The organism is Oceanimonas marisflavi (assembly GCF_003049725.1).
In the GTDB taxonomy this organism is placed as follows: domain Bacteria; phylum Pseudomonadota; class Gammaproteobacteria; order Enterobacterales; family Aeromonadaceae; genus Oceanimonas; species Oceanimonas marisflavi.
Genome location: NZ_QAGM01000020.1, coordinates 42,515 through 66,523 on the forward strand (window position 1 = coordinate 42,515; position 24,009 = coordinate 66,523).

The 24,009-nt window shown below is 58.2% G+C and carries 28 protein-coding genes; 13 read left to right on the forward strand and 15 right to left on the reverse strand.

Annotation, left to right across the window (positions count from 1 at the left end):
• Positions 1 to 68 precede the first annotated feature (68 nt).
• The 8 genes from thrS to cobB all read left to right on the forward strand — a co-directional run bounded on the left by thrS (position 69) and on the right by cobB (position 7,883).
• On the forward strand, positions 69 to 2,003 hold the full coding sequence (gene thrS / locus DA373_RS12550) for a threonine--tRNA ligase (protein WP_107852650.1): 1,935 nt from the start codon (positions 69 to 71) through the stop codon (positions 2,001 to 2,003).
• A 41-nt stretch (positions 2,004 to 2,044) separates the two neighbouring features.
• The gene (infC, locus tag DA373_RS12555; RefSeq protein WP_456299517.1) at positions 2,045 to 2,542 is read left to right on the forward strand and encodes a translation initiation factor IF-3; all 498 of its coding nucleotides are present in this window, start codon (positions 2,045 to 2,047) and stop codon (positions 2,540 to 2,542) included.
• Between the two features lie 74 nt (positions 2,543 to 2,616).
• The gene (gene rpmI, locus DA373_RS12560) at positions 2,617 to 2,814 is read left to right on the forward strand and encodes a 50S ribosomal protein L35 (RefSeq protein ID WP_014292509.1); all 198 of its coding nucleotides are present in this window, start codon (positions 2,617 to 2,619) and stop codon (positions 2,812 to 2,814) included.
• A gap of 14 nt (positions 2,815 to 2,828) precedes the next feature.
• Positions 2,829 to 3,185, forward strand: a complete 357-nt coding sequence (gene rplT, locus DA373_RS12565; RefSeq protein ID WP_014292510.1) for a 50S ribosomal protein L20 — start codon at positions 2,829 to 2,831, stop codon at positions 3,183 to 3,185.
• 154 nt (positions 3,186 to 3,339) lie between these two features.
• On the forward strand, positions 3,340 to 4,323 hold the full coding sequence (gene pheS / locus DA373_RS12570; protein ID WP_107852652.1) for a phenylalanine--tRNA ligase subunit alpha: 984 nt from the start codon (positions 3,340 to 3,342) through the stop codon (positions 4,321 to 4,323).
• Positions 4,324 to 4,338: 15 nt separating this feature from the next.
• Positions 4,339 to 6,726 (forward strand): phenylalanine--tRNA ligase subunit beta, encoded by a 2,388-nt coding sequence (pheT, locus tag DA373_RS12575; protein WP_107852653.1) that lies wholly within the window; start codon positions 4,339 to 4,341, stop codon positions 6,724 to 6,726.
• A gap of 4 nt (positions 6,727 to 6,730) precedes the next feature.
• On the forward strand, positions 6,731 to 7,033 hold the full coding sequence (locus tag DA373_RS12580; RefSeq protein ID WP_107852654.1) for an integration host factor subunit alpha: 303 nt from the start codon (positions 6,731 to 6,733) through the stop codon (positions 7,031 to 7,033).
• A 109-nt stretch (positions 7,034 to 7,142) separates the two neighbouring features.
• Positions 7,143 to 7,883, forward strand: a complete 741-nt coding sequence (gene cobB / locus DA373_RS12585) for a Sir2 family NAD+-dependent deacetylase (protein ID WP_107852655.1) — start codon at positions 7,143 to 7,145, stop codon at positions 7,881 to 7,883.
• A 46-nt stretch (positions 7,884 to 7,929) separates the two neighbouring features.
• Here cobB and DA373_RS16485 read toward each other — a convergent pair whose 3' ends face one another.
• The 4 genes from DA373_RS16485 to DA373_RS12595 all read right to left on the reverse strand — a co-directional run bounded on the left by DA373_RS16485 (position 7,930) and on the right by DA373_RS12595 (position 9,409).
• Positions 7,930 to 8,316, reverse strand: coding sequence for an ABC transporter substrate-binding protein (locus tag DA373_RS16485; RefSeq protein WP_232821271.1), 387 nt, complete (start codon positions 8,314 to 8,316; stop codon positions 7,930 to 7,932).
• Positions 8,252 to 8,551 carry an extracellular solute-binding protein gene (locus DA373_RS16490; RefSeq protein ID WP_232821272.1) on the reverse strand — a complete coding sequence of 100 codons (300 nt, stop codon included), beginning with the start codon at positions 8,549 to 8,551 and terminating at the stop codon, positions 8,252 to 8,254. The genes DA373_RS16485 and DA373_RS16490 overlap by 65 nt, the downstream gene beginning before the upstream one ends.
• Positions 8,533 to 8,979 (reverse strand): extracellular solute-binding protein, encoded by a 447-nt coding sequence (locus DA373_RS16495; protein WP_232821273.1) that lies wholly within the window; start codon positions 8,977 to 8,979, stop codon positions 8,533 to 8,535. Before DA373_RS16495 ends, DA373_RS16490 begins: the two co-directional genes overlap by 19 nt.
• 196 nt (positions 8,980 to 9,175) lie before the next feature.
• Positions 9,176 to 9,409, reverse strand: coding sequence for a TOBE domain-containing protein (locus tag DA373_RS12595; RefSeq protein ID WP_107852656.1), 234 nt, complete (start codon positions 9,407 to 9,409; stop codon positions 9,176 to 9,178).
• Positions 9,410 to 9,719: 310 nt separating this feature from the next.
• Between DA373_RS12595 and DA373_RS12600 the strand changes: the two genes are divergently transcribed.
• Together DA373_RS12600 and DA373_RS12605 are read left to right on the forward strand one after the other, a co-directional pair.
• On the forward strand, positions 9,720 to 10,475 hold the full coding sequence (locus DA373_RS12600; RefSeq protein ID WP_107852657.1) for a DUF2189 domain-containing protein: 756 nt from the start codon (positions 9,720 to 9,722) through the stop codon (positions 10,473 to 10,475).
• A complete protein-coding gene (locus tag DA373_RS12605) occupies positions 10,472 to 11,071 on the forward strand; it encodes a DUF2987 domain-containing protein (protein ID WP_107852658.1) in 600 nt (199 codons plus the stop codon). The genes DA373_RS12600 and DA373_RS12605 overlap by 4 nt, the downstream gene beginning before the upstream one ends.
• 131 nt (positions 11,072 to 11,202) lie before the next feature.
• Here DA373_RS12605 and ttcA read toward each other — a convergent pair whose 3' ends face one another.
• The 11 genes from ttcA to ccoN form a co-directional block, all read right to left on the reverse strand.
• Positions 11,203 to 12,120, reverse strand: a complete 918-nt coding sequence (gene ttcA / locus DA373_RS12610; RefSeq protein WP_107852659.1) for a tRNA 2-thiocytidine(32) synthetase TtcA — start codon at positions 12,118 to 12,120, stop codon at positions 11,203 to 11,205.
• Between the two features lie 69 nt (positions 12,121 to 12,189).
• Positions 12,190 to 13,104 carry a universal stress protein UspE gene (uspE, locus tag DA373_RS12615; protein WP_107852660.1) on the reverse strand — a complete coding sequence of 305 codons (915 nt, stop codon included), beginning with the start codon at positions 13,102 to 13,104 and terminating at the stop codon, positions 12,190 to 12,192.
• Between the two features lie 22 nt (positions 13,105 to 13,126).
• The gene (locus DA373_RS12620) at positions 13,127 to 13,870 is read right to left on the reverse strand and encodes an FNR family transcription factor (protein WP_107852661.1); all 744 of its coding nucleotides are present in this window, start codon (positions 13,868 to 13,870) and stop codon (positions 13,127 to 13,129) included.
• 55 nt (positions 13,871 to 13,925) lie between these two features.
• The gene (locus DA373_RS12625) at positions 13,926 to 14,618 is read right to left on the reverse strand and encodes a sulfite exporter TauE/SafE family protein (protein ID WP_107852662.1); all 693 of its coding nucleotides are present in this window, start codon (positions 14,616 to 14,618) and stop codon (positions 13,926 to 13,928) included.
• Complete coding sequence (ccoS, locus tag DA373_RS12630) at positions 14,602 to 14,799, reverse strand: cbb3-type cytochrome oxidase assembly protein CcoS (RefSeq protein WP_107852663.1); 198 nt, start codon at positions 14,797 to 14,799, stop codon at positions 14,602 to 14,604. Before ccoS ends, DA373_RS12625 begins: the two co-directional genes overlap by 17 nt.
• Positions 14,796 to 17,165: a heavy metal translocating P-type ATPase gene (locus DA373_RS12635; RefSeq protein ID WP_107852664.1), complete on the reverse strand. Its 2,370-nt coding sequence runs from the start codon at positions 17,163 to 17,165 to the stop codon at positions 14,796 to 14,798. The genes ccoS and DA373_RS12635 overlap by 4 nt, the downstream gene beginning before the upstream one ends.
• Before the next feature lie 2 nt (positions 17,166 to 17,167).
• On the reverse strand, positions 17,168 to 17,656 hold the full coding sequence (locus DA373_RS12640; protein ID WP_107852665.1) for a FixH family protein: 489 nt from the start codon (positions 17,654 to 17,656) through the stop codon (positions 17,168 to 17,170).
• A gap of 92 nt (positions 17,657 to 17,748) precedes the next feature.
• Entirely contained in the window at positions 17,749 to 18,717 is a 969-nt protein-coding gene (ccoP, locus tag DA373_RS12645; RefSeq protein WP_107852666.1) for a cytochrome-c oxidase, cbb3-type subunit III, read from the reverse strand.
• Positions 18,714 to 18,929 (reverse strand): cbb3-type cytochrome oxidase subunit 3, encoded by a 216-nt coding sequence (locus DA373_RS12650; RefSeq protein ID WP_107852667.1) that lies wholly within the window; start codon positions 18,927 to 18,929, stop codon positions 18,714 to 18,716. Before DA373_RS12650 ends, ccoP begins: the two co-directional genes overlap by 4 nt.
• A gap of 11 nt (positions 18,930 to 18,940) precedes the next feature.
• Positions 18,941 to 19,549, reverse strand: a complete 609-nt coding sequence (ccoO, locus tag DA373_RS12655; protein ID WP_107852668.1) for a cytochrome-c oxidase, cbb3-type subunit II — start codon at positions 19,547 to 19,549, stop codon at positions 18,941 to 18,943.
• Positions 19,550 to 19,565: 16 nt separating this feature from the next.
• Complete coding sequence (gene ccoN / locus DA373_RS12660; protein ID WP_107852669.1) at positions 19,566 to 20,990, reverse strand: cytochrome-c oxidase, cbb3-type subunit I; 1,425 nt, start codon at positions 20,988 to 20,990, stop codon at positions 19,566 to 19,568.
• A 311-nt stretch (positions 20,991 to 21,301) separates the two neighbouring features.
• On the opposite strand from ccoN, the gene DA373_RS12665 reads away from it, so the two are divergent.
• The 3 genes from DA373_RS12665 to DA373_RS12675 all read left to right on the forward strand — a co-directional run bounded on the left by DA373_RS12665 (position 21,302) and on the right by DA373_RS12675 (position 23,906).
• Positions 21,302 to 21,772, forward strand: a complete 471-nt coding sequence (locus tag DA373_RS12665) for a hypothetical protein (protein WP_107852670.1) — start codon at positions 21,302 to 21,304, stop codon at positions 21,770 to 21,772.
• Positions 21,773 to 21,848: 76 nt separating this feature from the next.
• Positions 21,849 to 23,144 carry a tyrosine-type recombinase/integrase gene (locus DA373_RS12670; RefSeq protein ID WP_107852676.1) on the forward strand — a complete coding sequence of 432 codons (1,296 nt, stop codon included), beginning with the start codon at positions 21,849 to 21,851 and terminating at the stop codon, positions 23,142 to 23,144.
• Between the two features lie 216 nt (positions 23,145 to 23,360).
• The gene (locus tag DA373_RS12675) at positions 23,361 to 23,906 is read left to right on the forward strand and encodes a transporter substrate-binding domain-containing protein (RefSeq protein ID WP_107852671.1); all 546 of its coding nucleotides are present in this window, start codon (positions 23,361 to 23,363) and stop codon (positions 23,904 to 23,906) included.
• Positions 23,907 to 24,009: the final 103 nt, after the last annotated feature.

Sequence of the window (24,009 nt, forward strand, 5' to 3'; positions counted from 1 at the left end):
TGAACCATCATTCTTTTCACCGAATACATGTGCGCTTTGGTAGGGTGCACCACTGTTAAGGACATTGCATGCCGACAATTACTCTTCCCGATGGCAGTCAGCGCCATTTCGAGAACCCCGTCACCATTATGGAAGTGGCTCAGGATATCGGTCCGGGCCTGGCCAAGGCCTGTATCGCCGGCCGCATCGACGGCGAGCTGGCCGATGCCTGCGAGCTGATCAGCCACGACGCCAGCCTGTCGATCATTACCGCAAAGGATCAGGACGGCCTCGAGATCATCCGCCACTCCTGTGCTCACCTGCTGGGACATGCCATCAAACAGTTGTGGCCCGAAACCCGCATGGCCATTGGTCCGGTGATCGAAAACGGCTTTTATTACGATGTGGATCTTGAACACACCCTCACCGAGGAAGACATTCAGAAGATCGAAGCCCGCATGCTGGAACTGGCCAAGACCGAGTATGCCGTGATCAAGAAAAAGGTCAGCTGGCAAGAGGCGAGAGACACCTTTGCCCGTCGGCATGAATCGTACAAAATCGAAATTCTCGATCAAAACGTCAGCCAGAACGACAAGCCCGGCCTGTATCACCATGAAGAATACATCGACATGTGCCGGGGGCCGCACGTGCCCAACATGCGCTTCTGCCAGCACTTCAAACTGCAGAAGGTGTCCGGTGCCTACTGGCGCGGCGACTCCAAAAACAAGATGCTGCAGCGCATTTACGGTACTGCCTGGGCCGACAAGAAGGCGCTCAAGGCCTACCTGGTGCAGCTGGAAGAAGCCGCCAAGCGCGATCACCGCAAAATCGGCAAGCAGCTCGATCTGTATCACATGCAGGAAGAAGCCCCGGGCATGGTGTTCTGGCACAACGACGGCTGGACCATCTTCCGCGAGCTGGAAACCTTTGTGCGCGACAAGCTGCGTGAGTACCAGTATGAAGAGGTCAAGGGCCCCTTCATGATGGACAGAGTGCTGTGGGAAAAATCCGGCCACTGGGACAAGTATGCCGAGAACATGTTCACCACCCACTCCGAGAACCGGGATTACGCCATCAAGCCGATGAACTGCCCGGGGCATGTGCAGATCTTCAACCAGGGCCTCAAGTCCTACCGGGATCTGCCCCTGCGCATGGCCGAGTTCGGCTGTTGCCACCGCAACGAGCCCAGCGGTGCCCTGCACGGCCTGATGCGGGTACGTGGCTTTACTCAGGACGATGCCCACATCTTCTGTACCGAAGATCAGATCCAGAGCGAAGTGTCCGCCTGCATTCGCATGGTGTACGACACCTATGAAACCTTTGGTTTCACCAATATCGCGGTCAAGCTGTCCACCCGTCCGGAACAGCGTATCGGCAGCGACGAGATCTGGGACAAGGCCGAGCTGGCCCTGGAAGAAGCGCTCAAGGCCTATGGCATTGAGTATGAGCTGCAGCCGGGCGAGGGGGCCTTTTATGGTCCGAAAATCGAATTTACCCTGCACGACTGCCTGAATCGTGCCTGGCAATGTGGTACCGTACAGCTCGACTTCGCGCTGCCGGGCCGCCTGGGTGCCAGCTATGTGGGCGAAGACAACGAGCGCCATGTGCCGGTGATGATCCACCGGGCCATTCTGGGTTCCATCGAGCGTTTCATCGGTATTCTTATTGAAGAATACGCCGGTCTGTTCCCGACCTGGCTGGCTCCCACCCAGGCGGTGGTGCTCAACATTACCGACAATCAGGCCGACTATGCCAAAAATCTGGTCGAGTCCCTGAATAATGTGGGTATCAGAGCCAAGGCGGACTTGAGAAATGAGAAAATTGGCTTTAAAATCCGCGAGCATACTCTTAAGCGGGTACCTTTCATGCTGGTATGCGGCGACAAAGAAGTCGAAGCCGGCAAGGTAGCAGTTCGTACCCGAAAAGGTCAGGATCTGGGAACCTTTGATGTTGACGCGCTGATCGCGCTCATCAAGGAAGAGGTTCAGACCCGCGGAAAGAAAACAGTGGAGGATAGGTTATAAAAGGCGCCAAAAAAGGGGGCAAGCCCGCTCCCCGCAATCGACTGAATGAAGAAATCCGACTGAAAGAAGTTCGTCTGGTCGGCCTGGAAGGTGAAGCATTGGGGGTCGTGTCCATCAATGAGGCACTGAACGCTGCCAGCGAGGCGGGCGTCGATCTGGTGGAAATCAGTCCCAATGCCGAGCCTCCCGTTTGCCGTATCATGGATTACGGCAAGTTCCTTTACGAGAAAAGTAAAGCGACCAAGGAACAGAAGAAAAAGCAGAAACAAATCCAGGTCAAGGAAGTCAAATTCCGGCCCGGTACCGATGAAGGCGACTATCAGGTAAAGCTACGCAACCTGGTTCGCTTTTTGGAAGAAGGCAACAAGGCCAAAGTCACCCTGCGTTTCCGTGGGCGTGAAATGGCGCACCAGGAGCTCGGTTTTGACCTGCTTAACCGCATCAAGACCGAACTCGAAGAGCTGGCTCTGGTGGAATCCTTTCCCAAGCTGGAAGGCCGCCAGGCAGTGATGGTGCTTGCCCCTAAAAAGAAACAGTAAGGTTTAACAAGTAGCCGGGCGCTGCGTCCGGCTCGCCTTGTCTGTTTGATGTTATTAACAATGCGGAGTATTTCATGCCTAAGATGAAATCCAACAAGGGCGCTGCCAAGCGCTTCAAGAAGACCGGCTCTGGTGGCTTCAAGCGCAAGCAGTCCCACCTGCGTCACATCCTCACCAAGAAAAGCACCAAGCGTAAGCGTCAGCTGCGCGGTAAGTGTCTGGTAGCGGCGTCTGACGTTGCCCAGATCAAATCCATGCTGCCCACCGCTTAAGAGGAGAGTGAACAATGCCAAGAGTTAAACGTGGTGTAACTGCACGCGCTCGTCACAAGAAAATTCTGAAGCAGGCCAAAGGTTATTACGGCGCCCGTTCACGCGTTTATCGCGTAGCGGTACAAGCGGTAACCAAGGCCGGCCAGTATGCCTACCGTGACCGTCGTCAGAAAAAGCGTCAGTTCCGTCAGCTGTGGATTGCCCGTATCAACGCGGCTTCCCGTCAGAACGGTCTGTCCTACAGCCGCTTCATCAACGGCCTGAAGAAGGCCTCTGTTGAAATCGATCGCAAGATCCTGGCTGACATCGCCGTACACGACAAGACCACCTTCACCGCTCTGGTTGCCAAAGCGAAAGAAGCCCTGGCGTAAGTCGGACTACGATGATTTTCAAAGGAGGCTACGGCCTCCTTTTTTATTGGCTTCCTCCCGGCTCAGTGGTGGAAGCAACAAAGCATTTCCTTTATTATCAAGACCTTTTCTAATACTTAGCGTCCGTGTATACGGGCAAGTCAACGAGGAATACATGGATCAGCTGGAAGACGTGATCGTCAAGGCGCAGGCGGAGATCCAGGCTGCCGCCACTGCCGCCGAACTGGATGAAATCCGGGTTCGCTACATGGGCAAAAAGGGCACCTTTACCGAGCAGTCCAAGGCGCTCGGCAAGCTCTCTCCGGAAGAACGCCCCGCCGCCGGTCAGGCCATCAACCAGGCCAAACAGGCCGTTAATGATGCGCTCAATGCCAAGCGCGAAGCCCTGCAACTGGCGGAACTCAATGCCAGACTGGCGAGTGAAACCCTGGACATCAGCCTGCCGGGCCGTCGTCAGGTGAGTGGGGGCCTGCACCCGGTCAGCCGCACCATCAAGCGCATTGAATCCTTTTTTGGCGAGCTGGGCTTTCAAGTGGCCGAGGGTCCGGAAATCGAAGACGATTTCCACAACTTCGATGCCCTGAACATTCCGGCCCATCACCCGGCCCGGGCCGATCACGATACCTTCTACTTTAACCCCAAACTGATGCTGCGTACCCAGACCTCCGGCGTGCAGATCCGCACCATGGAACAGCAGCAGCCGCCCATTCGCATCATCTCGCCGGGCCGGGTATATCGTAACGACTACGATCAGACCCACACCCCCATGTTCCATCAGGTGGAAGGCCTGCTGGTGGACGAAAACGTCAGCTTTACCCAGCTCAAGGGCGTGCTGCATGATTTTCTGCATAACTTCTTTGAAGAAGATCTGCAGATCCGCTTCCGTCCGTCTTACTTTCCGTTCACCGAGCCCAGCGCCGAAGTGGATGTAATGGGCAAGAACGGCAAGTGGCTGGAAGTACTGGGTTGCGGCATGGTGCACCCGAACGTACTGCGTTCCGTGGGTATCGACCCCGAGCGTTACAGCGGCTTTGCCTTTGGCATGGGCGTGGAGCGTCTGACCATGCTGCGTTATGGCGTGAACGATCTGCGAGCCTTTTTCGAAAATGATCTGCGTTTTCTCAAGCAATTCCGGTAAGCGGCAGGAGCAATAATGAAGTTTTCAAAATCATGGCTGGATGAATGGGTCAACACCGGTCTTAACGCCGAGGCCCTTGCCGAGCAGATCACCATGGCCGGCCTGGAAGTGGACGGCATCGAGCCCGTTGCCGGCGACTTTTCCCGAGTAATGGTGGGTGAAGTGGTGGAATGCGGTCAGCACCCGGACGCCGACAAGCTGCGCGTGACCAAGGTCAATGTGGGCGGCGACGAGCTGCTCGACATCGTCTGCGGCGCGCCCAACTGCCGCCAGGGCCTGAAAGTGGCGGTGGCCGTGGTCGGCGCCGTGTTGCCCGGTGATTTCAAGATCAAGAAGGCCAAACTGCGCGGCCAGCCGTCTCACGGCATGCTGTGCTCCTACGGTGAGCTGGGCATCGATATCGAGTCCGACGGCATTATCGAGCTGCCCGCCGACGCGCCCGTTGGCACCGACGTGCGTGACTATCTGGCCCTGAACGACGTCACCATTGAAGTGGATCTGACCCCCAACCGCGCCGACTGCCTGAGCATGGCCGGTCTGGCCCGGGAAGTGGGCGTGCTCAACAACCAGGATGTGTCCTGGCCCGAGATCCCCGCCGTGTCCGCCAGCATTGACGACCAGCTGGATATTCAGCTGCATGCCGCCGACGCCTGCCCCCGTTATCTGGGCCGGGTAGTGAAAAATATCAACGTCAAGGCCGAAACCCCGCTGTGGATGCAGGAAAAACTGCGCCGCAGCGGCATTCGCAGCATAGATCCCGTGGTGGATATCACCAACTTCGTATTGCTGGAATGGGGCCAGCCCATGCATGCCTTTGACCTCAATACCCTCAAGGGGGGTATTCAGGTACGCATGGCCGAGCAGGGCGAAAAGCTGACCCTGCTCGACGGCAATGAAGTAAGCCTGAACGCCGATACCCTGGTGATCGCCGACAGCGAACGTCCGGTGGCCATGGCCGGCATCTTCGGTGGTGAAGCCACCGGCGTGACTGAGAACACCCGCGACGTGCTGCTGGAATGCGCCTTTTTCAGCCCGCTGGCCATTACCGGCCGCGCCCGCAGCTACGGCCTGCACACCGACTCGTCCCACCGTTTTGAGCGCGGCGTGGACTACCGCCTGCAGCACAAGGTGATGGAGCGGGCCACCGCGCTGCTGCTGGAGATCTGCGGCGGCGAAGCCGGCCCGGTCATTGAAGCCGTGGCCGAAGACAAGCTGCCCCAGGCCGCTACCGTCACCCTGCGCCACGCCAAACTCAACCGGTTGATCGGTATCGATATCGAGGCCGGCCAGGTCACCGAAATGCTGACCCGCCTGGGGCTGGACGTGACCACCACAGATGAAGGCTGGACCGTGGTGGTGCCGAGCTACCGCTTTGATATCGCCATTGAAGAAGATCTGGTGGAAGAAGTGGCCCGTATCTATGGCTACAACAATATTCCCGATGTGGCCCCCCGGGCCAACCTGTCCATGTCGTCTCACCATGAGGCGCACCTGCCGCTGAACCGGCTGAAGGATGCCCTGGTGGATCTCGGTTATCAGGAAGCCATTACCTACAGCTTTGTGGATCCGGCCCAGCAGCAGCTGCTGTTCCCCGGCGCCGAGCACATGGTGCTGCCCAATCCCATTGCCGCCGACATGTCGGCCATGCGGGTATCCCTGTGGCCGGGCCTGATCCAGGCGGCGGTGTACAACCAGAACCGTCAGCAGTCACGGCTGCGTCTGTTTGAACAGGGCCTGACCTTTGTACCTGATGAGACTGCCGAAAACGGCGTGCGTCAGACTCCTGTGCTGGCCGGCCTGGTACTGGGCCCGGTAGTGGACGAACACTGGAGCATGAGTAACCAGGCCGCCGACTTTTTTGATCTCAAGGGGGATGTGGAAAGCCTGCTGGCACTCAGTGCCGACGAGCTGGCCTTCAGCGTGGAGCGGGCCGAGCTGTCTGCTCTGCACCCGGGGCAATCCGCTCAGCTGCTGCGTGGCGGTCAGCCAGTGGGTCACTTTGGCGCCCTGCACCCGAGCCTGCTGAAAAAGCTGGGCCTCAAGTCCCAGGTGTACCTGTTTGAAATCGAGCTGTCGGCGCTGACCGAGCGCCGGGTGCCCGACGCGGTGGAAGTCTCCCGTTTCCCGGCCAACCGGCGCGATCTGGCACTGGTGGTCGATCAGAACCTGGCTGCTGCCGATATCCTTGATTTGGTTAGGAAAGTTGGCGGTAATCAGCTGGTTGGATTAAACTTGTTTGACGTATACCAGGGGCAGGGCATTGCCGAGGGCAAAAAGAGCCTGGCACTCAGCCTGGTATTGCAGGACACCCAACGGACGTTGGAAGAAAAGGAAATCGCCGACACCGTGGCCCGCATCGTAACGGCGGTTTCCGACGAGTTTAATGCTTCCTTGAGGGATTGAGCTTATGGCGTTAACCAAGGCCGATATAGCAGAGCATTTGTTCACCCGCCTTGGCATCAGCAAGCGCGATGCCAAGGACATGGTTGAAGCGTTTTTCGAGGAAATTCGCAGCGCACTTGAACAGGGTGAGCAGGTCAAGATTTCCGGCTTCGGCAATTTTGAACTGCGCAACAAGGGAGAGCGCCCCGGGCGCAATCCCAAAACGGGAGAAGACATTCCCATTTCGGCCAGGCGGGTAGTGACCTTTCGTCCCGGCCAGAAGCTCAAGGCCCGGGTTGAAAACGCGAGCCCCAACGACGCAGAGTAGTTCAGAAAGCCAGGCAAATGCCTGGCTTTCTGCCATTTAGACTAAGGCACTATTGGCTCTGCGCCTCACTGACTGTTAGCCTATGAGGCAGGATGGAATTAGCAGAGGCATGCACGGCGTGCAGAAAGGAAACATCGTCATTCTTACCGGGGCCGGCATTTCCGCCGAGTCCGGCATTCGCACTTTCAGGGCCGCGGATGGTCTGTGGGAAGAGCATCATATCGAAGACGTGGCGACCCCGGAGGGGTACCGGCGCAATCCCGAACTGGTGCAACGGTTTTATAACGAGCGCCGGGCGTTGTTGCCAACGGTGAAGCCCAATGCCGCGCATATTGCCCTGGCCCGGCTTGAAGCCGAGTGGCCGGATCGGGTCACCATTGTCACGCAAAACATCGACGATCTGCACGAGCGGGCCGGCAGCCGCAACGTGCTGCATATGCACGGCGAGCTGCTCAAGGTCCGTTGCCCCCAAAGCAACCAGACCATTGACTGGCCTGGCCCGTTGCACACCACGGATTTGTGTCATTGCTGTCAGTTTCCCGAGCCGTTGCGGCCCCATGTGGTGTGGTTTGGCGAAATGCCGCTGCAGCTCGATCATATTTACCAGGCATTGAGCGAGGCCAGCCTGTTTGTTGCCATCGGCACCTCGGGCAATGTCTACCCGGCCGCCGGCTTTGTGCACGAGGCGGCCATGCACAACGCCCATACCCTGGAAATCAATCTGGAGCCCAGCGAAATACGCAACCATTTCGATGAACACCGCTACGGCCCGGCCACGCGGGAAGTCACCGCCTGGGTGGAGGAGTTGCTGGCCGGTCTGGCCGGCGCCTCCATTCAGCGGCAGGGCTGAATAACGGCTGAAAAAAGCAGAGCCCGCCAATGGCGGGCTCTTTCATTCACTGGGTACGCAGTCTGACCCAGAACTGTTCGTAGACGGCGAGCACCTCGTCACCCAGATCATCCTGGAAGTGACCGTTCGCCACTACCTCGGCCGACGGGAACAGCACCGGGTCGCTCGCTACCTCGGCGGGCAACAGCGCCCTGGCACCCTGGTTGGGCACCGCCAGCCCCAGCTCGGTAATGATCTGCGCGGCCACCTCGGGGCGCATCAGATAATCCAGAAAACGATGGGCGGCGTCCACCGAACGGGCGTTGGCAGGAATGGCGGCGCTGTCCACCCAGAAGATGGCGCCTTCCTCGGGATAGACATACTCCAGGTTAAGGCCGTCCTGCCGGGGTCTTGTAGGCCTGATCGCTCCACAGCAGGCCGATGCTGGTTTCACCGGTCACATAGGGCATGCGCGGATTGTCGGAGTTATACAACAGCACATTGTCCTTCAGGGTTACCAGCTTGTCGTAGGCCGCTTCAATTTCCTGTGGATCCCGGCTGTTGGCGGAATGGCCCAGGGTCAGCAGCGCCATCTGGAAATTTTCGCGAATGTCGTCGGTCAGCATTAGCTGGCCGCTGAACTCACTGCGCCACATATCGGCCCAGCCGGTCACCCTGGCATCGGGCAATCGGGCAGCTCGTCCCGGTTAACGGCAATGGCGGTGCTGCCAAAGGCGTAGGGCATGCTGTAGGTGTTGCCCTTGTCAAAATCCCGATCCAGCAGGGCAGAGTCCAGCTGGCCGAAGTGGGGCAGCTTGCTCTTGTCGAGGGGCTGCAGCATGTTTTCCCGGGCCATTTTGCTCAGCATGTAGCTGGACGGAAAAATCACGTCATAGCCTTCTCTGGCGCCACTGGTCTGCAGCAGCTTGAGCTTGGCGTAAAGGGCCTCGTTGGAATCAAAGCTGGCATAATCCACCGCCACGCCGGTTTCCTCGGTAAAGGCTCGCAACACCGCCTCGGGCAGGTATTCGGCCCAGGCGTACACGGCCAGGCGTTCTTCGGCCACGGAAAAGGCGGGCAGGGAGGAAAGCGATTGGCGCGGTGCGCCAACCGTCACTAAAATTAACCCTGTCTCTAGCAGACCTACGGCGGGGCTCGCCGAATGTTAAGCCTGCGGAGTGGACATGAGACTTAGGCGGATATGGGGTTGATTCACCATCGTAAAATCCGCCATTGCGCGGAATTTACGGCGATAACCAAGCCCCGCCCGAGCAGTCCACAGTGAAACAGGAACCAGTCAGCCTGGCGACAGGCTACTCCCCTAACGGGGAATCCCCTTCTTTTAGGGAGGGGAGGATGTCAAGGGGCAGTACCACCTCCCAGCCGTCCACCCAGCTTACCGAGATCCGCTGTTCCAGCGCGAAGTCGGTGCCGGCATCGTCTTCGTCGAAGAAGCCGGCGATCAGAATGTCGCCGCCGGCGTCGAGCTGCACCCGGGACTCCAGGGTCGCGCCCTTGTACTGGCGGTCGAGAATGCGCCCGGCCACTCCCTGAGCCGGGAGCCCATCACGGTGTTGACGTGCCGCTGCTCAGCAGGCACCGCGGTAATGTCCTCGCCGGCGAGGAGAATGCGGCCGCTGTCGGCCTGCTCCAGCCCGGCGTTCTCAGGGTAAAAGAAAGCGCGCATTCTAGGACTCGTCCGGCATGATGCAAAGCAAATAAAAATTGCCGCAACAAACGGTTTTGTTGTTCCAGCAGAGACAGATCAGTCTGTTTTTTATCCAGCCGACAACGGGTTACGGGAACCGTCTGATATCGCTATAATGGCGCCATCCCCTGAATCAGAAACCATATTTGATGAACGAACCCGAATTTGCCCGTCTGCAGCAATCACTGCAACACGGGTTTTCCCTTAACCCCAGAGCGGTGTTGCAGGAAGGCTGGCAACGTATTTATGGTGCCAAGCTCACCATGGTCATGGCCGCCATCGGTGTGGCCGGCAGCTGGCTGCTGCTTAATCAGTTGCTGGTAACGGTGGCCGGCAACAGTGAAAACGAGTGGAATGCCAGCCTGCTGGGCCTGCTGATTTCCATGATCATGGCGCCCATGAGCGGCGGCCTGGACATGATGGGTATTCACCGGGCGGTAGAGCGGCCCATTCGCCCCAATCAGATTTTTGACTATTTCCGTTATGTGCTGCCGCTGGCGGTAGCCAGTCTGATCATGGGCTTTATGACCAGCCTGTTTCTGCCCCTGGGAGTGGCACTGGGTCTGCCGGCAGCGCTGTCCATGCTGCCGACTCTGGTGCTGAGTGTGGCGCTGATGTTTGTGTTTCCGCTGATCCTGGAAAAAGGTTTGAGCCCGTTTCAGGCCATATTGCTTTCTTTGCGGCTGTTTGCCCGTCAGTGGCTCAACCTCATCGCCATTCATCTGGCGCTGGTGCTGCTGTTTATGGCGGCCCTGCTCAGTTTTGGTATCGGCCTTGTCTGGGTGGCGCCACTGTATATGGTGGTCAAGGGCATTATTTACCGGGAAGCCTGCGGCGTTCGTGGCGCCGGCGAGCAAGGCACTCCTTCGCCTTCTTCATCAGCAGGGGATCATTTCGAGGCATGAAATCTGTATTGTTCGGGGCCGCGCTGGCCCTGCTGATCGTTCCCGCCCACGCCGCTTCCCTCAACCTGGGGTACAGCGGTTTTTACAAGCACCTGGATACGGTGGCCGACGCCGGGGTCGAGCACGCTACCCTGGGATTTTATCTCAGCCGTAACGATACCGCTGGCTGGTGTCATATCGAGTCGGGCAGGGTAGAGGTGGCCGGTGAGCATCGTGGCGATGTGACCGTGTTGCCTCATGGTGAATTTGTGCTGCCCTTCGACAAGCAGCTGGACCTGGACAAGGCCGTGGTCCGGCTGGACGTCGAGCAGCCTGAGCGCTGTGAGATTTCCATTCAGATCCAGGCTCTGTTGCCTGCCGGGGAGACGAATGCCGGTCAGCTGCGCGGCATTCGAGATGAAATGAAGACCCTGCTGAAGGAAATGGCCGGCTGGCCGGGGCGCTATTTTGTGCCGGAGATCAAGGGAGTGCAGTTGCAGCCGCTGAACGCTCAGGAACGCATTCAGGGCCTGCCCAGACTGGCTCTGGACGATGCTGCGCTGGCAGGAGGTGGTCAGTGGTCGCTGCCGGCAACCCGGGTTACCCCCTGGCTGTAATACCATTTTTTGTTGTCACTCCCGCGAAGGCGGGAGACCAGTGCAATCTCTCATGGATCCCCGCCTTCGCGGGGATGACGTCTCTTCGCAGGAATAACCGTCATCAAAAAAGGCGCTAAGGCGCCTTTTTATTACTTCACTTCAATCACCTGCAGGCGCTCGCCCAGCTCGGGGGCGTCGTCGTCATCCTGTTCAAAGCGGGGAGCAAAATCGGGCTTGTCGAAACCGATGTCGCCGCCGTCAATCACCCCGGATTCGCTGTTAATGCTCTTGAAGTCAAACTGCTGGTGATCCATCAGGTGTGACGGCACCAGGTTCTGCACCGAGCGGAACATGCTTTCAATGCGGCCGGGAAAACGCTTGTCCCAGTCCTGCAGCATGCTCTTGATAGCCTGGCGCTGCAGGTTTTCCTGAGAGCCGCACAGGTTGCAGGGAATAATGGGAAATTCCCGGGCCTCGGCATACCGCACCAGATCCTTTTCCTTGGCATAGGCCAGAGGACGGATCACCACATGCTTGCCGTCATCGCTCACCAGCTTGGGCGGCATCGACTTCATGGTGCCGCCATAAAACATGTTCAGCAGCAGGGTTTCAAGAATATCGTCCCTGTGGTGACCCAGGGCAATTTTGGTCGCGCCCAGCTCGGTGGCGGTACGATAGAGAATGCCCCGGCGCAGGCGTGAGCACAGCGAGCAGGTGGTCTTGCCTTCGGGGATCTTGTCCCTGACGATGGAATAGGTGTCTTCCTCGACAATTTTGTACTCCACCCCCAAGCTGTCCAGATAGGCGGGCAGCACATGTTCGGGAAAACCGGGCTGCTTCTGATCCAGATTGACCGCCACAATCTCAAAGCGAATGGGGGCGTGGGCCTGCAGGTTGCGCAGAATGTCGAGCATGGCGTAGCTGTCCTTGCCACCGGACAGGCATACCATGACTCTGTCACCGTCCTCTATCATGTTGAAGTCGGCGATGGCCTCACCCACGTTGCGGCGCAGCCGCTTTTGCAGCTTGTTGAAGTTATAGACTTGCTTGGCGGTTTGAACAGACATGATGCCCCCGGCGAAAAAACTGGGGGCTATTATAGTGACTGGTGCCTTGAGGGCAAGGCGCGTGAGGGGTTACTCGGTATCGGGGCGCAGCACCAGCACATCACAGCTGAGCTTGTCGATCACATGTTCGGCGGTGTTGCCAAGCAGTGCCGCCGCCATGCCGGTGCGGCCTACCGAGCCGAGAATGACCAGACTGGCGTCAATGGCATCGGCACAATGGGGGATTACTTCTTCCGCCAGCCCCTCGTGCAGATGCAGGCTTTCCGACTCCAGATCAAAGCGCACCGCATATTCATACAGGGCGCGCTCGTGATGTTTTTTCACGGCGGCATTATAGGCGTGGGGGTCGAAGTCGGGCAGCTCCAGTGCCATGTTCACCGGGGTGATGGGGTAGGCGTTAACCAGGTGCAGGGTGGCAGACAGCAGACGGGCCACCTCGGCGCTTTCGCCGATGATTTTTTCGTTCAGCGCTTCCTGGGCCTTGTCGTCGCTGCAGCAGTTTACCGCCGCCAGCACGGTTCCTCCCATGGGCCAGTCCCGCTCCTTGACCAGCAGCACCGGGCAAGGACACTTGCGCAACAGGTGCCAGTCGGTAGGCGTAAAGATAAACGACTGGATCATGGCGTGCTTGTGGGTACTTTTTACCACCAGATCGTGGTGCTGCTCCTGCACCTGCTGGTTAATGGCTTCAAAGGGCCGGCTGTGCCAGACCACCTTGAGCCGAAACTCGATTTTGCTGCCGGCATAGGGCTCGAGCAGGGTTTTCAGCCACTCTTCCCGGCCTTGCAGTACGCCCTCGCGCATTTCGTCCCGCTCTTCACTGGAGAGCATGGAGGTCATTTCGTAGGAAAAGTCGTAAATGGCCAGAAACAGGGTGATGGCCGCGTTTTCCTGCAGCGCCGCCACCGATATTGCCCGGTGCAGTGCCGGCTGGGCTTCGGCCACCGGATCGATCACCACCAGAATATTTTGATACTTGATCATGGGCACCTCCTTGTGGCGCGGGTTATTCCGCTTCGGCTACACCGGCCAGACGAGCCAGATCGGGCTGGTTCAGAATGCGAATATATTTTCCTTCCACCGCGATCAGATCGTTTTTCTGGAAACGACCCAGCAGCCGGCTCACGGTTTCTACCGTCAGTCCCAGATAATTGCCGATGTCGCCCCGGGTCATGCTCAGGCGAAACTCGCGGGGTGAGAAACCGCGCTGGGCAAAACGGCTGGACAGGCCGTGCAAAAAGGCAGCCAGACGCTCTTCGGCAGTTTTTTTGGACAGCAGCAGTATCATCTGCTGGTCTCCGTTGATCTCGTTGCTCATCAGCCGCATGATTTGCTGGCGAAGACGGGGCATTTTACCGGAAAGCTCATCCAGTACTTCAAAGGGAATTTCGCATACCATGGCGGTTTCCAGTGCCTGGGCAAAGGAAGGGTGGGTACCGTTATTGATGGCGTCAAAGCCAACCAGGTCCCCGGCCAGGTGAAAAGCGGTGATCTGCTCGTCGCCCTGCTCGGTAATGGTGTAGGACTTTACCGTTCCGGCGCGAATGGCATAAAGTGATTTGAGTTCGTCACCCGCCTTGAACAGCGCCTGACCCTTCTGAATGGGCTTTTTACGCTCAATAATGTTGTCGAGCTCGTCCAGTTCATCGGAGTTGAGTCCGAGCGGAATGCACAGCTGGCTGATGCTGCAGTCCTGGCAGTGTATGCTTTGGCTGGTGGCCGGCTTGCCGGCTTTTATGATATTTCCCATGTGCTTCGTCGCCTGATGAATACTCAATCTGAATCATAGCACCAATAAAAACCGGTTAATAGCTTGGGAAAAGCAACATGCCGGCCTGATAAAGGCTGAATATTCCGTAAAAAATCAACAGGATGCCTGAAGCGCGGCGAAACCGTGAATGGTTCAGCCAGTGCCTGAGTGAACCGGCCAGCCCTCCCAGCGCCAGCAGGGTGGGCAGAGTGCCGAGGCCAAACAGCGCCATTACCAGCGCCCCCTGAGCCATACTGCCCGAAACAGCACTCCAGGTCAGTGCCGAATACACCAGACCGCAGGGCAGCCAGCCCCAGATCATGCCAAAGGGCAGGGCTGCAAGGGGGGTGCGAAAGGGCAGAAAGCGTCCGGCCAGTGGTTTGATATGCCGCCACAGACCATTGCCCAGCCGCTCCAGCGCCAGCAGGCCATTCCACCAGCGAGCCAGATAGAGCCCCAGCAGTATCATCATGATACCGGCCAGCAGCCGCAGCCACAGCAGGCCCTGTTTGCCCATGCTGATATCGGCCAGGCCGGCAAACACACCGCCCACCAGCGCCCCCGCCAGGGCGTAGCTCAGAATGCGGCCGGCGTTATAGCTGAGCAGATAAAGCCAGCTCCAGCGCCGCTGCCCGGCGGGAATGGCCATGGAAAAGGCCGCCGCCACCCCGCCACACATGGCAATGCAATGGCCGGCGCCCAGCAGGCCGATCAGCAGCGCGGCGAAGGGATCAAGCTGACCGGTCATTGTCACTGTCCTGGGCACGGCGATGAGCTTCCTGATCATCGTCGAACAAAATATTGTTGCCCTGGCGATCCAGGTCTTCAAACTGATTACTCCTGACCGACCAGAAGAACACGGCAATGGCCACGACCAGCAGGATCAGGGCGATGGGCAGGATCAGATACCAGATGGTGTCACCGTTCATATGCGGGATAGCCTCAGGGAATTGGAAATAACAATCAGCGAGCTGGCCGACATGCCCAGCATGGCAAACCAGGGGGAGACATGACCCGTGGCCGCCAGCGGCAGCACGATCAGGTTGTAGCCCAGGGCCCAGGAAAAGTTCTGTTTAATGACGCGCCGGGCCGCGGCGGCAAGTCGCCGGGCCAGCAGCAGGCGACGCAGATCATCCCCCAGCAGAATGGCATCGGCGCTGTTTTTGGCGATATCGGTACCGCCGGCCATGGCAAAGGAGGCATGGGCGCCGGCCAGCACGGGGGCATCGTTGATGCCATCGCCCACCATCAGACAGACTTCGCCACGCCCGGCGCATTCCCGCAGATAAGCCAGCTTGTCGTCGGGGGTGGCGTTTTTTCTGAGTTCGCTCACACCGAGCGCCCCGGCCACATATTCTGCCTGGCCGGAGCCGTCGCCGGTCAGAATGGTGGTTTTCAGCCCCTGCGCATGGCACTGGCGTATCAGCTCGGCGGCTTCGTCGCGCAGTGGATCATTCAGCGTAAAGCGGGCCTGCAGGCCCTGCTCATTGGCAAGATAAACGCACAAATCGCGGTCTTCGGCGCCGGGATTGAGCCAGGCTCCGCTGCCCAGGCACCATGTTTGCCCTTCAATCTGGCCGCTGACGCCCCGGCCAATATGATTCTGACGCTGGCCGACTCGAATCGCGGCATCGGCATAGGGCAAAAAGGCGTGAGCAATGGGGTGTTCCGAGCCGCTTTCCAGGGCGGCGGCCAGGGCCAGCGCGCGCTGTTCAGCGAGTGCGCCCGGCAGGCTTACCTTTGCCAGGGCCACCTTGCCCCGGGTCAGGGTGCCGGTCTTGTCGAACACCATGCGGGTTGCCTTGGGCAGGGTGTCCAGCACATGAGCCCGGCGCACCAGTACGCCCCCCCGGGTCAGGCGGGACGTGGCCACGGTCAGGGCCGTGGGGGTGGCCAGTGACAGGGCGCAGGGGCAGGTGGCCACCAGTACCGACAGCATGATCCAGAAGGCGCGATCGGCATCGAGCTGCAGCCATACCAGCCAGGTGGCGAGGGTGGCCAGCAGCAGCGCCGCCACAAAATAGCGGGACAGCTGATCTGCCAGCACGGCGACTTTGGGCTTGTCCTGCAGAGCATCATCCTGCGCCCGCAGAATTTCCGATACCCGGGCATCGGCCAGCCGCCGGCTGACGCAAATGCGCAGTGGCGATTCCACATTGGTCGTGCCGGCAAACACCGGCTCACCGGGCCTGCGCGACACCGGCAGGTGCTCACCGGTGAGCATGGATTCATCCACGCTGGTGCTTCCTTCAATGATATCGCCGTCGGCAGGGATCACGGCGCCGGGGGATACCCGCACGATCTGACCGGGCATCAGGGTTTTGGCGGCCACTTCCTGCTCGTCACCACCGGTTTCCAGCCGGGCCAGCATGGGAATATGATGGGTGAGGTTGGCGGTGGTTTCCGATGCCCGGCGCTTGGCGCGCATTTCCAGAAAGCGGCCGGTGAGCAGCAAAAAGGCGAACATGGACACGCACTCGTAATACACTTCGCCGGTGGCGGTAACGGTAGCATAGACCGACGCCACAAAGGCAAACAGCATGGCCAGCGATACCGGCAAGTCCATGTTCAGGGCGCGGTTTCTCAGGCCCCGCCAGGCATTGCGGTAAAAGGGCAGGGCGGAATAGGCCATGACCGGTACCGACAGCCACAGGCTGACCCAGCGAAACAGCTGTACCAGACCGGGATCGATATCGGGGAACAGATCTTCATAGAGTGCAAACCCCACCATCATCACCTGCATGCTGGCGATGCCGGCCACTCCCAGCCGCAACAGATAGGATTTGACCTCCCGGTTGTAATCCAGCTCCTGCTGGTGAGGCAGAAAAGGACGGGCCTGGTAGCCAATATGGGCAAAAGCGGCGAGCAGGGTGCTGAGTCGGGTCTGGCGTTCGTCCCAGCACAGCCGGGCCCGTTCCGTGGTGGTGTTGACCTGAATAAGGGTGACACCGGGGATCTGAGACAGATGACGCTCAATCAGCCAGGCGCAGGCGGCACAGCTGAGACCACCGATGGACAGCTGTACCTCACGCAGATGATCCCGTTCCAGCACAAAGTCCTGCTGAATGTCATCCAGATCATAGTGCTGCAGCCGGCGCAGCTCTTCCGGCACCGCCCCGGCCTTCGGCGGGGTACTGGTTCTGTGCTGGTAATAACTGCCCAGGCCACAGTCGATAATGGTCTCGGCCACCGCCTGACAACCGGGACAACAGAACGGGCGGGACTCACCTTCCAGGGTTGCGGTAAAGCCGTTGCCGGCAGGCAAGGGCTCGCCACAATGAAAACAACCGCTCATGCTCAGCTCCCGGCGCGGATGAGCAGCCGGTCGGCGGTGGGCAAATAAATGCGCTGTTGCATGCGCCAGCGCTTGTCAAAGGCTTCCAGCTGAAGGTTCCACTGACCCTTGAGCAGTTCGTGATCGGGGCGGAAGCGGTATACGCCATTGGCATCACTGGTAAGCAGTGCCTGAACGTCCTGCTCGGCCAGGGTGGGGTGGCTGAGCAGCAGGTAAATGGCTTCACCATTGTTGTGTTCGCCTTCCTTCATGACCAGGGTCAGCTGGCCATCGCTGAAGCCGAGCTCGGCCACCAGACCCAAGCGTTCCGCTTCTTTCAGCTCGCTCAGATCCTGGTTAATGGCGCGGCCTTTTTTGTAGTAGTCATCCACTACCATGGTATCGGCATTGGTGCTTGCCAGATGCAGGGTATAAAGGCTGGCCACCACCACGCACAGGGGCAGGGTGATCAGAAACCAGGGCCAGAATTGCTGATACCAGGGACGATGCATAACAAGAGTTCCTACTGCGAAAAAGGTCGACGGCTAATATAACAAAAAAAGCCCCGCTAGCGGGGCTTTCAATTCAAAGCCCGAAGGCTCTGTCAGTGGTTCAGGCTGTAGATGTAAGATGCCAGCAAGTGCACCTTGTCTTCACCCAGAATGTCCTTCCAGGCAGGCATGACACCGGCACGACCATGGCGAACGGAATCTTCCACCGCGGCGCGGGAGCCACCATACAACCAGATGTTGTCGGTCAGGTTGGGGGCGCCCACGGCGTGGTTACCCTTGCCGTCCATACCGTGACAGGCAGCACACATGGCAAAACGGGCCTGGCCTTTCTGAGCTTCTACCGGATCCACCTTGCGGCCGGACAGGCTCAGCACGTAGGAAGTCACTTCCTGTACGCCTTGCTCACCCAGGCTGTCGCCCCAGGCGGGCATGGCGCCCTTGCGGCCGTGCATGATGGTGGTCTTGATGGCATCAGGGGTGCCGCCATAGAGCCAGTCCGCATCCGCCAGGTTGGGGAAGCCGCGGGCGCCACGGGCGTCGGAGCCGTGACACTGGGCGCAGTTCTGCAGGAACAGACGCTGGCCTACCTTGGTGGCTTCCTCATCCTGGGCGATGTCGGCAATGGCACGGTAGCTCTGGCCATCGGCCTCATAGGCCAGTTCACGGAACTTGGCGCCGAAGACCTCGTCGGCCCTCACCATTTCCCGCTCATACTGTACCAGGCGACCTTCTTCACGGGCGGCGGCGGAGGCGGCACGAGACTCTTCCAGAGACTGAACGTTCTGGTTGGAGCTCTGCCAGCCCAGCAGACCCTTGAAGTTGCCCAGGCCCGGATACAGAGCCAGGTAGATCAGTGAGAGCACCACCATGAAAATGAACATGTAGGTCCACCACTTGGGCAGGGGGTTGTTCAGTTCGGAGATGCCGTCATAGGTGTGCCCGGTGGGCGCACCTTCTTCCATTCCCATTTTGTCTTTATTGCACCAGATCAGCAGTGCCAGGCAGCCAAAAATGGTGCCCAGGCTGATCACGGTTACAAAAATGCTTAAAAAAGTATTCATTCTTTATTAGCTCCTGCGCGATCCTGCTCAGTACCCCGGCGCTGCTTCTTCCGCTCTTCCTCGTCAAAGATGGAATTGGCGGCATCATCAAACTTGTTCTTTCTGCGTTTGCTGAACGCCCACCATACGATGCCTGCAAACAGCACCAGCAGGGCCAGGGTCTGAAAGCTGATCAGTATGGGCTTGAGCGCTTCCAAGGTACTGAAATCCATATCGACTCCGGTTATTTAAGGGCGTGTCCCAGGGACTGCAGATAGGCGATGACGGCATCCATTTCGGTTTTGCCCTTCACGGCCGCTTCGGCACCTTCAATGTCGGCGTCGGTGTACGGAACACCGAAGTTATCCCGGAAGACGCGCAGTTTCTCGGCAGTATGCTTGCCATCCAGCACGTTGGTTTCCAGCCAGGGGAACGCCGGCATGTTGGACTCGGGCACCACATTACGCGGGTTCAGCAGGTGCACACGGTGCCATTCGTCGGAGTAACGTCCCCCCACACGGGCCAGATCCGGACCGGTACGCTTGGAGCCCCACAGGAAGGGATGCTCCCACACGCTTTCACCGGCCACGGAGTAGTGGCCATAGCGCTCGGTTTCGGCACGGAACGGACGGATCATCTGACTGTGACACACGGTACAACCTTCACGGATGTAGATGTCGCGGCCTTCCATTTCCAGCGCGGTGTAGGGGCGCAGGCCTTCCACCGGTTCGTTGGTCTGCTGCTGAAAGAACAGCGGCACGATTTCAACCAGGCCACCAAAGCTGATGGCTATCACGGTCAGGATTGCCAACCAGGTGACATTCTTTTCGACCAGTTCATGACGGTTTTGCATTCACGAGTCTCCTTAATCAGGCCGGTTGGGCAATGGCTTGCAGGGAGCCTTTCGGCGCCTTGATGGTGCGATAGGTGTTGTACAGCATCAGCAACATGCCGGCCACGAAGAAACAACCGCCCAGGAAACGCACGAAGTAGAACGGGTAGGACGCCTGCAGACCTTCAACAAAGCTGTAGGTCAGGGTGCCGTCTTCGTTCACTGCGCGCCACATCAGACCCTGCATCACACCGCTGATCCACATGGCCACGATATAAAGCACGGTACCAATGGTCGCCAGCCAGAAGTGGGTGTTGATCAGAGCATGGCTGTACATGCGCTGCTGGCCGAACAGGTTGGGGATCAGGTGATAGACGGAGCCGATGGAGATCATGGCAACCCAGCCCAGGGCACCGGAGTGCACGTGACCCACGGTCCAGTCGGTGTAGTGGGAAAGGGCGTTTACGGTCTTGATGGCCATCATGGGGCCTTCAAAGGTGGACATACCGTAGAACGACAGGGACACGATCAAAAAGCGCAGAACGGGATCGTAACGCAGTTTGTGCCAGGCGCCAGACAGGGTCATGATGCCGTTGATCATGCCGCCCCAGGACGGTACGAACAGGATCATGGACATGACCATACCCAGAGACTGAGCCCAGTCGGGCAGGGCAGTGTAGTGCAGGTGGTGCGGACCGGCCCAGATATACAGGGTGATCAGCGCCCAGAAGTGCACAATGGACAGGCGATAAGAGTAAACCGGACGGCCGGCCTGCTTGGGCACAAAGTAGTACATCATGCCCAGGAAGCCGGCGGTCAGCAGGAAGCCCACGGCGTTGTGACCGTACCACCACTGGATCATGGCGTCGGCGGCACCGGAGTACACGGAGTAGGACTTCAGGCCGCTGACCGGAATGGCCATGCTGTTAACGATGTGCAGCACCGCCACGGTCAGAATAAAGCCGCCGTAGAACCAGTTGGCCACATAAATGTGAGAGGTGACACGCTTGTACATGGTGCCAAAGAACACGACGGCATACGCCACCCAGACCACTGCAATGGCGATATCAATCGGCCATTCCAGCTCGGCGTATTCCTTGCTCGAGGTGTAGCCCAGAGGCAGGGTGATGATCGCCGAGACGATAATCGCCTGCCATCCCCAGAACACAAAGGAAGCAAGGGGACCACCGAACAGGCGAACCTGACAGGTGCGTTGCACCACGTAAAAGGAGGTTGCCATCAGTGCACTGACACCAAAGGCGAAGATCACCGCGTTGGTGTGCAACGGGCGCAGACGGCTGTAGGTCAGCCAGGGTGTTTCGAAGTTGAGGGCAGGCCAGATCAGCTGTGCTGCAATCAGCACGCCCAACGACATACCTACAACGCCCCAGATCACGGTCATGACCGTAAACTGACGAACTACGGTGTAGTTGTAGTTTGGTTGATTATTAGTTTGACTCATCGTTATAGTTCCGCTTCCACTGCTGTTATTCAGGTGTTGTGCTCACTCATGAGTGCCACATCGGAAGGATTTAGGTTAAACCGGTTTCTCTTATCTCTTGTGGCTTCGGTTACGTCAATGCATGTTAACTCTTTGTTAACAAAGCAAAGCCGTGGCCAAAACCGGCACAGATGATAAATGAGTGGCTGCCAAAAAAACAGTATAAACAGTAATATGATTGCCTCTTCACCCCGGTCATACGGCATAACTGCACGCGTTGATCGAGATCAAGCAAACGACATAAACGACCCAAAAACAGGATGTAATATTTCATGAGAGATCGGCTGACAGGTCCAAAACTGGTGCAAATTTTAGTCGTTATGACGGTGTTATCGGCGGCTTTCTGGCTGCGCACCTGCAGTGATGACGAGCAGGCCACCGAGCCTGCATCAGAAAAACTTGCTTATTGTGATCTGAGTCAGACTACCTGCACGCAGCAGCAAAAAAATCTTACCGCGACAGCCAGTCTTCATGCCGAGGCCTTGCAGGCGGAGATGCCCTTTGAGCTGAACATTGTCTTTTCAGATCCGAATGTCACCCTCGTCCGCAGCGTACTGGAAGGGGAAACCATGTATATGGGTACCCTGCCGGCACTGCTTGAGCCGGCAGGCGAAGGACGCTGGCAGGGGCAAGCACTGGTGGGCAGCTGTACCGAAGCCCGCATGCTGTGGGCCTGGGTGGTGGAAGTGGAGCACCAGGGCCAGCCGCTGACCTATCGTTTCCTGTTCGAGATCCGGCACTGAGCACGGCATGATTGCCGGCGAGACCATTTCCCGGCACTATGCGCAGCCTCTTTTTTGCCATGCCCGAACACACACCATGGACACACCACCCGTACTGCCCCTGTTTGATGCGCCCCAGCATCTGGAAGAAGGCAACAGCCTGGTCAACCAGCATATTGCCGACATCACCCTGAACCGGGTGCCCGACGCCGCCTTTATCTATGAACATGCCATGGAATGGCTGCTGGAAAGCCGCTACAGCGAAAACAACTACAAGACCTACCGCAGCGAGCTGACCACCTTTTTGCACTGGTGCCTGGACGTGGAGCAAATTTCACCGGTGGAGATCACCCGGCGAACCATGAACCGTTATGTGGACTATTGCCTGGCCCCGCCGCGGGAACTGATCGCCTACCGCAATGTGGCTCAGTTCGTGACCGACAAGGAGCTGGGGATACGCCGGCCCAATCCGCTGTGGCGGCCGTTTCTGGGCAAAAAACGCGATGGCGTGGAGCAAGCCTACCGGCTCAGCGACAAGGCCCTGAAAACCAAGATGGCGGTGTTGTCTTCCTTTTATAGCTACCTGATTAATGAAGAAGTGACCGAGCGCAACCCGGCCGCCATGTGGATGCGCCACAGCCGCTTTGGCAGTGCGGCTCCGGTGGTGGCTCCACTGAGTGAAGAAGACGAGGTGCGGGTGTTCAGCGATCTGCAATGGTCCTATGTAATGAACACCGCCCAGGCCCTGGCCGAGGGCTCACCGGAACGCCACGAACGTACCCTGTTTCTGGTGTCGCTGATGTACGGCTGCTACCTGCGTATCTCGGAAGTGGCGGCCCGGCCCGGCTTTTCGCCGGTGATGAGCCAGTTTCGCCGGGACGCCAAAACCGGCATCTGGAGCTTTTATATTCCGGTAAGCAAGGGCGGCAAAAAACGCACCGTGGCCGTGTCCCGCGAGCTGCTGGACGCCCTCAAACGCTATCGTGAGCACCTGGGCCTGTCGCCGCTGCCGTCGCCCAGTGACAGCACCCCCTTGTTTGTGCGCCACCGGGCCGCCGGACGGGGCAGGGATCAGGGCCTGCTGAACGCCAACCTGGGCATTCGCCAGCTGCGCGAGCTGCTCAATGAACTGCTGGAACAGGCCGCCGAAGCCGCCATGACCGACGGATTTGATCAGGACGCCAGTGAGATGCGCACGCTCACCGTGCACGCCATTCGTCACACCGGCATTACCCACGACATCAACTACAATGGCCGGCCGTTGTCTCACGTGCAGGCCGATGCCGGCCACGACAGCATAGACACCACCTCGCAATATCTGCACACCAGCAAAGTAGAGCGCCACGAAAGCGCCGCCAATAAGCGGCTGGATCGGTTGAATACCGAAAAGTAAAGAAGGGGAAGAGGGGAGCGCAGGATATCTACTCCTCTTCCTTACCGGGAATTCCCTCTCAGTTTGTCAAGTTGCATCACTCGCATGCCATTTTGCACTTTTTCATTGTTGCCAGCCTTGGCATCAGCGTAGAATAAGGACTCATATAAAGCCTTTTGATTGCCGGGCACCCGTATCAATTAACGAACGGGACATAACCGAAAAAGGATAATTGTTATGGAAAGCAGTCATTACTGGCATTCCGGCCTGGGCGGCTGGACATGTCACCTGTTTCTTGTTTCCCTGCTCTGGATAAACATGGCTTCGCCGTCTGCTGCAGAAAGGCCAACGCTGGTTTATGCGCTGGATCAGCAATTTCTGCCGCTTGAAGCCAGTGATCCGGCAGGCCAGCCCGTTGGCTTTAATATTGAACTGGTTCGTTTATTGGCAGAGACCATGGAAATGGACGTGGAATTTAAAGCCATGCCATGGATAGAAGTCACCCGACAGCTCAGGGATGGAAAGATCGATATGGCCGCCATGCCGGCCACACCAGAGGCTGAGGTTTTATATGATTTTGCCATTCCTCACCATATTTCCTTCATTGGCATTATCGTGAGAAAGGACAATGCCGGTATTCGTCGCCTGGAAGATTTACGGTACAAACAGGTGATTATGCTGGCAGATGACCTGGAAAACCATTATGTGCAGGGAGAATGGCCCGACATGGCCCTGGCGCCGGTAAACGGTGTCGAGACCCAGGGTGAACGCATGAGCGCTTAGTTTTCAATCAATTTTGAAATTCCTGCTTTTAGCACCTTTTCAAGATGGTCGGTTTTCATCCAGCACCTTCTTTGTTTGCCAACAATACTCAATTTGGTGGGCT

What these genes read in the sequence shown, in the direction of transcription:
- thrS (WP_107852650.1), top strand. Translation starts at nt 69, where the DNA reads ATGCCGACAATTACTCTTCCCGATGGCAGTCAGCGCCATTTCGAGAAC.
- rpmI (WP_014292509.1), top strand. Translation starts at nt 2,617, where the DNA reads ATGCCTAAGATGAAATCCAACAAGGGCGCTGCCAAGCGCTTCAAGAAG.
- rplT (WP_014292510.1), top strand. Translation starts at nt 2,829, where the DNA reads ATGCCAAGAGTTAAACGTGGTGTAACTGCACGCGCTCGTCACAAGAAA.
- pheS (WP_107852652.1), top strand. Translation starts at nt 3,340, where the DNA reads ATGGATCAGCTGGAAGACGTGATCGTCAAGGCGCAGGCGGAGATCCAG.
- pheT (WP_107852653.1), top strand. Translation starts at nt 4,339, where the DNA reads ATGAAGTTTTCAAAATCATGGCTGGATGAATGGGTCAACACCGGTCTT.
- DA373_RS12580 (WP_107852654.1), top strand. Translation starts at nt 6,731, where the DNA reads ATGGCGTTAACCAAGGCCGATATAGCAGAGCATTTGTTCACCCGCCTT.
- cobB (WP_107852655.1), top strand. Translation starts at nt 7,143, where the DNA reads ATGCACGGCGTGCAGAAAGGAAACATCGTCATTCTTACCGGGGCCGGC.
- DA373_RS12600 (WP_107852657.1), top strand. Translation starts at nt 9,720, where the DNA reads ATGAACGAACCCGAATTTGCCCGTCTGCAGCAATCACTGCAACACGGG.
- DA373_RS12605 (WP_107852658.1), top strand. Translation starts at nt 10,472, where the DNA reads ATGAAATCTGTATTGTTCGGGGCCGCGCTGGCCCTGCTGATCGTTCCC.
- ttcA (WP_107852659.1), bottom strand. Translation starts at nt 12,120, where the DNA reads ATGTCTGTTCAAACCGCCAAGCAAGTCTATAACTTCAACAAGCTGCAA.
- uspE (WP_107852660.1), bottom strand. Translation starts at nt 13,104, where the DNA reads ATGATCAAGTATCAAAATATTCTGGTGGTGATCGATCCGGTGGCCGAA.
- DA373_RS12620 (WP_107852661.1), bottom strand. Translation starts at nt 13,870, where the DNA reads ATGGGAAATATCATAAAAGCCGGCAAGCCGGCCACCAGCCAAAGCATA.
- DA373_RS12625 (WP_107852662.1), bottom strand. Translation starts at nt 14,618, where the DNA reads ATGACCGGTCAGCTTGATCCCTTCGCCGCGCTGCTGATCGGCCTGCTG.
- ccoS (WP_107852663.1), bottom strand. Translation starts at nt 14,799, where the DNA reads ATGAACGGTGACACCATCTGGTATCTGATCCTGCCCATCGCCCTGATC.
- DA373_RS12635 (WP_107852664.1), bottom strand. Translation starts at nt 17,165, where the DNA reads ATGAGCGGTTGTTTTCATTGTGGCGAGCCCTTGCCTGCCGGCAACGGC.
- DA373_RS12640 (WP_107852665.1), bottom strand. Translation starts at nt 17,656, where the DNA reads ATGCATCGTCCCTGGTATCAGCAATTCTGGCCCTGGTTTCTGATCACC.
- ccoP (WP_107852666.1), bottom strand. Translation starts at nt 18,717, where the DNA reads ATGAATACTTTTTTAAGCATTTTTGTAACCGTGATCAGCCTGGGCACC.
- DA373_RS12650 (WP_107852667.1), bottom strand. Translation starts at nt 18,929, where the DNA reads ATGGATTTCAGTACCTTGGAAGCGCTCAAGCCCATACTGATCAGCTTT.
- ccoO (WP_107852668.1), bottom strand. Translation starts at nt 19,549, where the DNA reads ATGCAAAACCGTCATGAACTGGTCGAAAAGAATGTCACCTGGTTGGCA.
- ccoN (WP_107852669.1), bottom strand. Translation starts at nt 20,990, where the DNA reads ATGAGTCAAACTAATAATCAACCAAACTACAACTACACCGTAGTTCGT.
- DA373_RS12665 (WP_107852670.1), top strand. Translation starts at nt 21,302, where the DNA reads ATGAGAGATCGGCTGACAGGTCCAAAACTGGTGCAAATTTTAGTCGTT.
- DA373_RS12670 (WP_107852676.1), top strand. Translation starts at nt 21,849, where the DNA reads ATGGACACACCACCCGTACTGCCCCTGTTTGATGCGCCCCAGCATCTG.
- DA373_RS12675 (WP_107852671.1), top strand. Translation starts at nt 23,361, where the DNA reads ATGGAAAGCAGTCATTACTGGCATTCCGGCCTGGGCGGCTGGACATGT.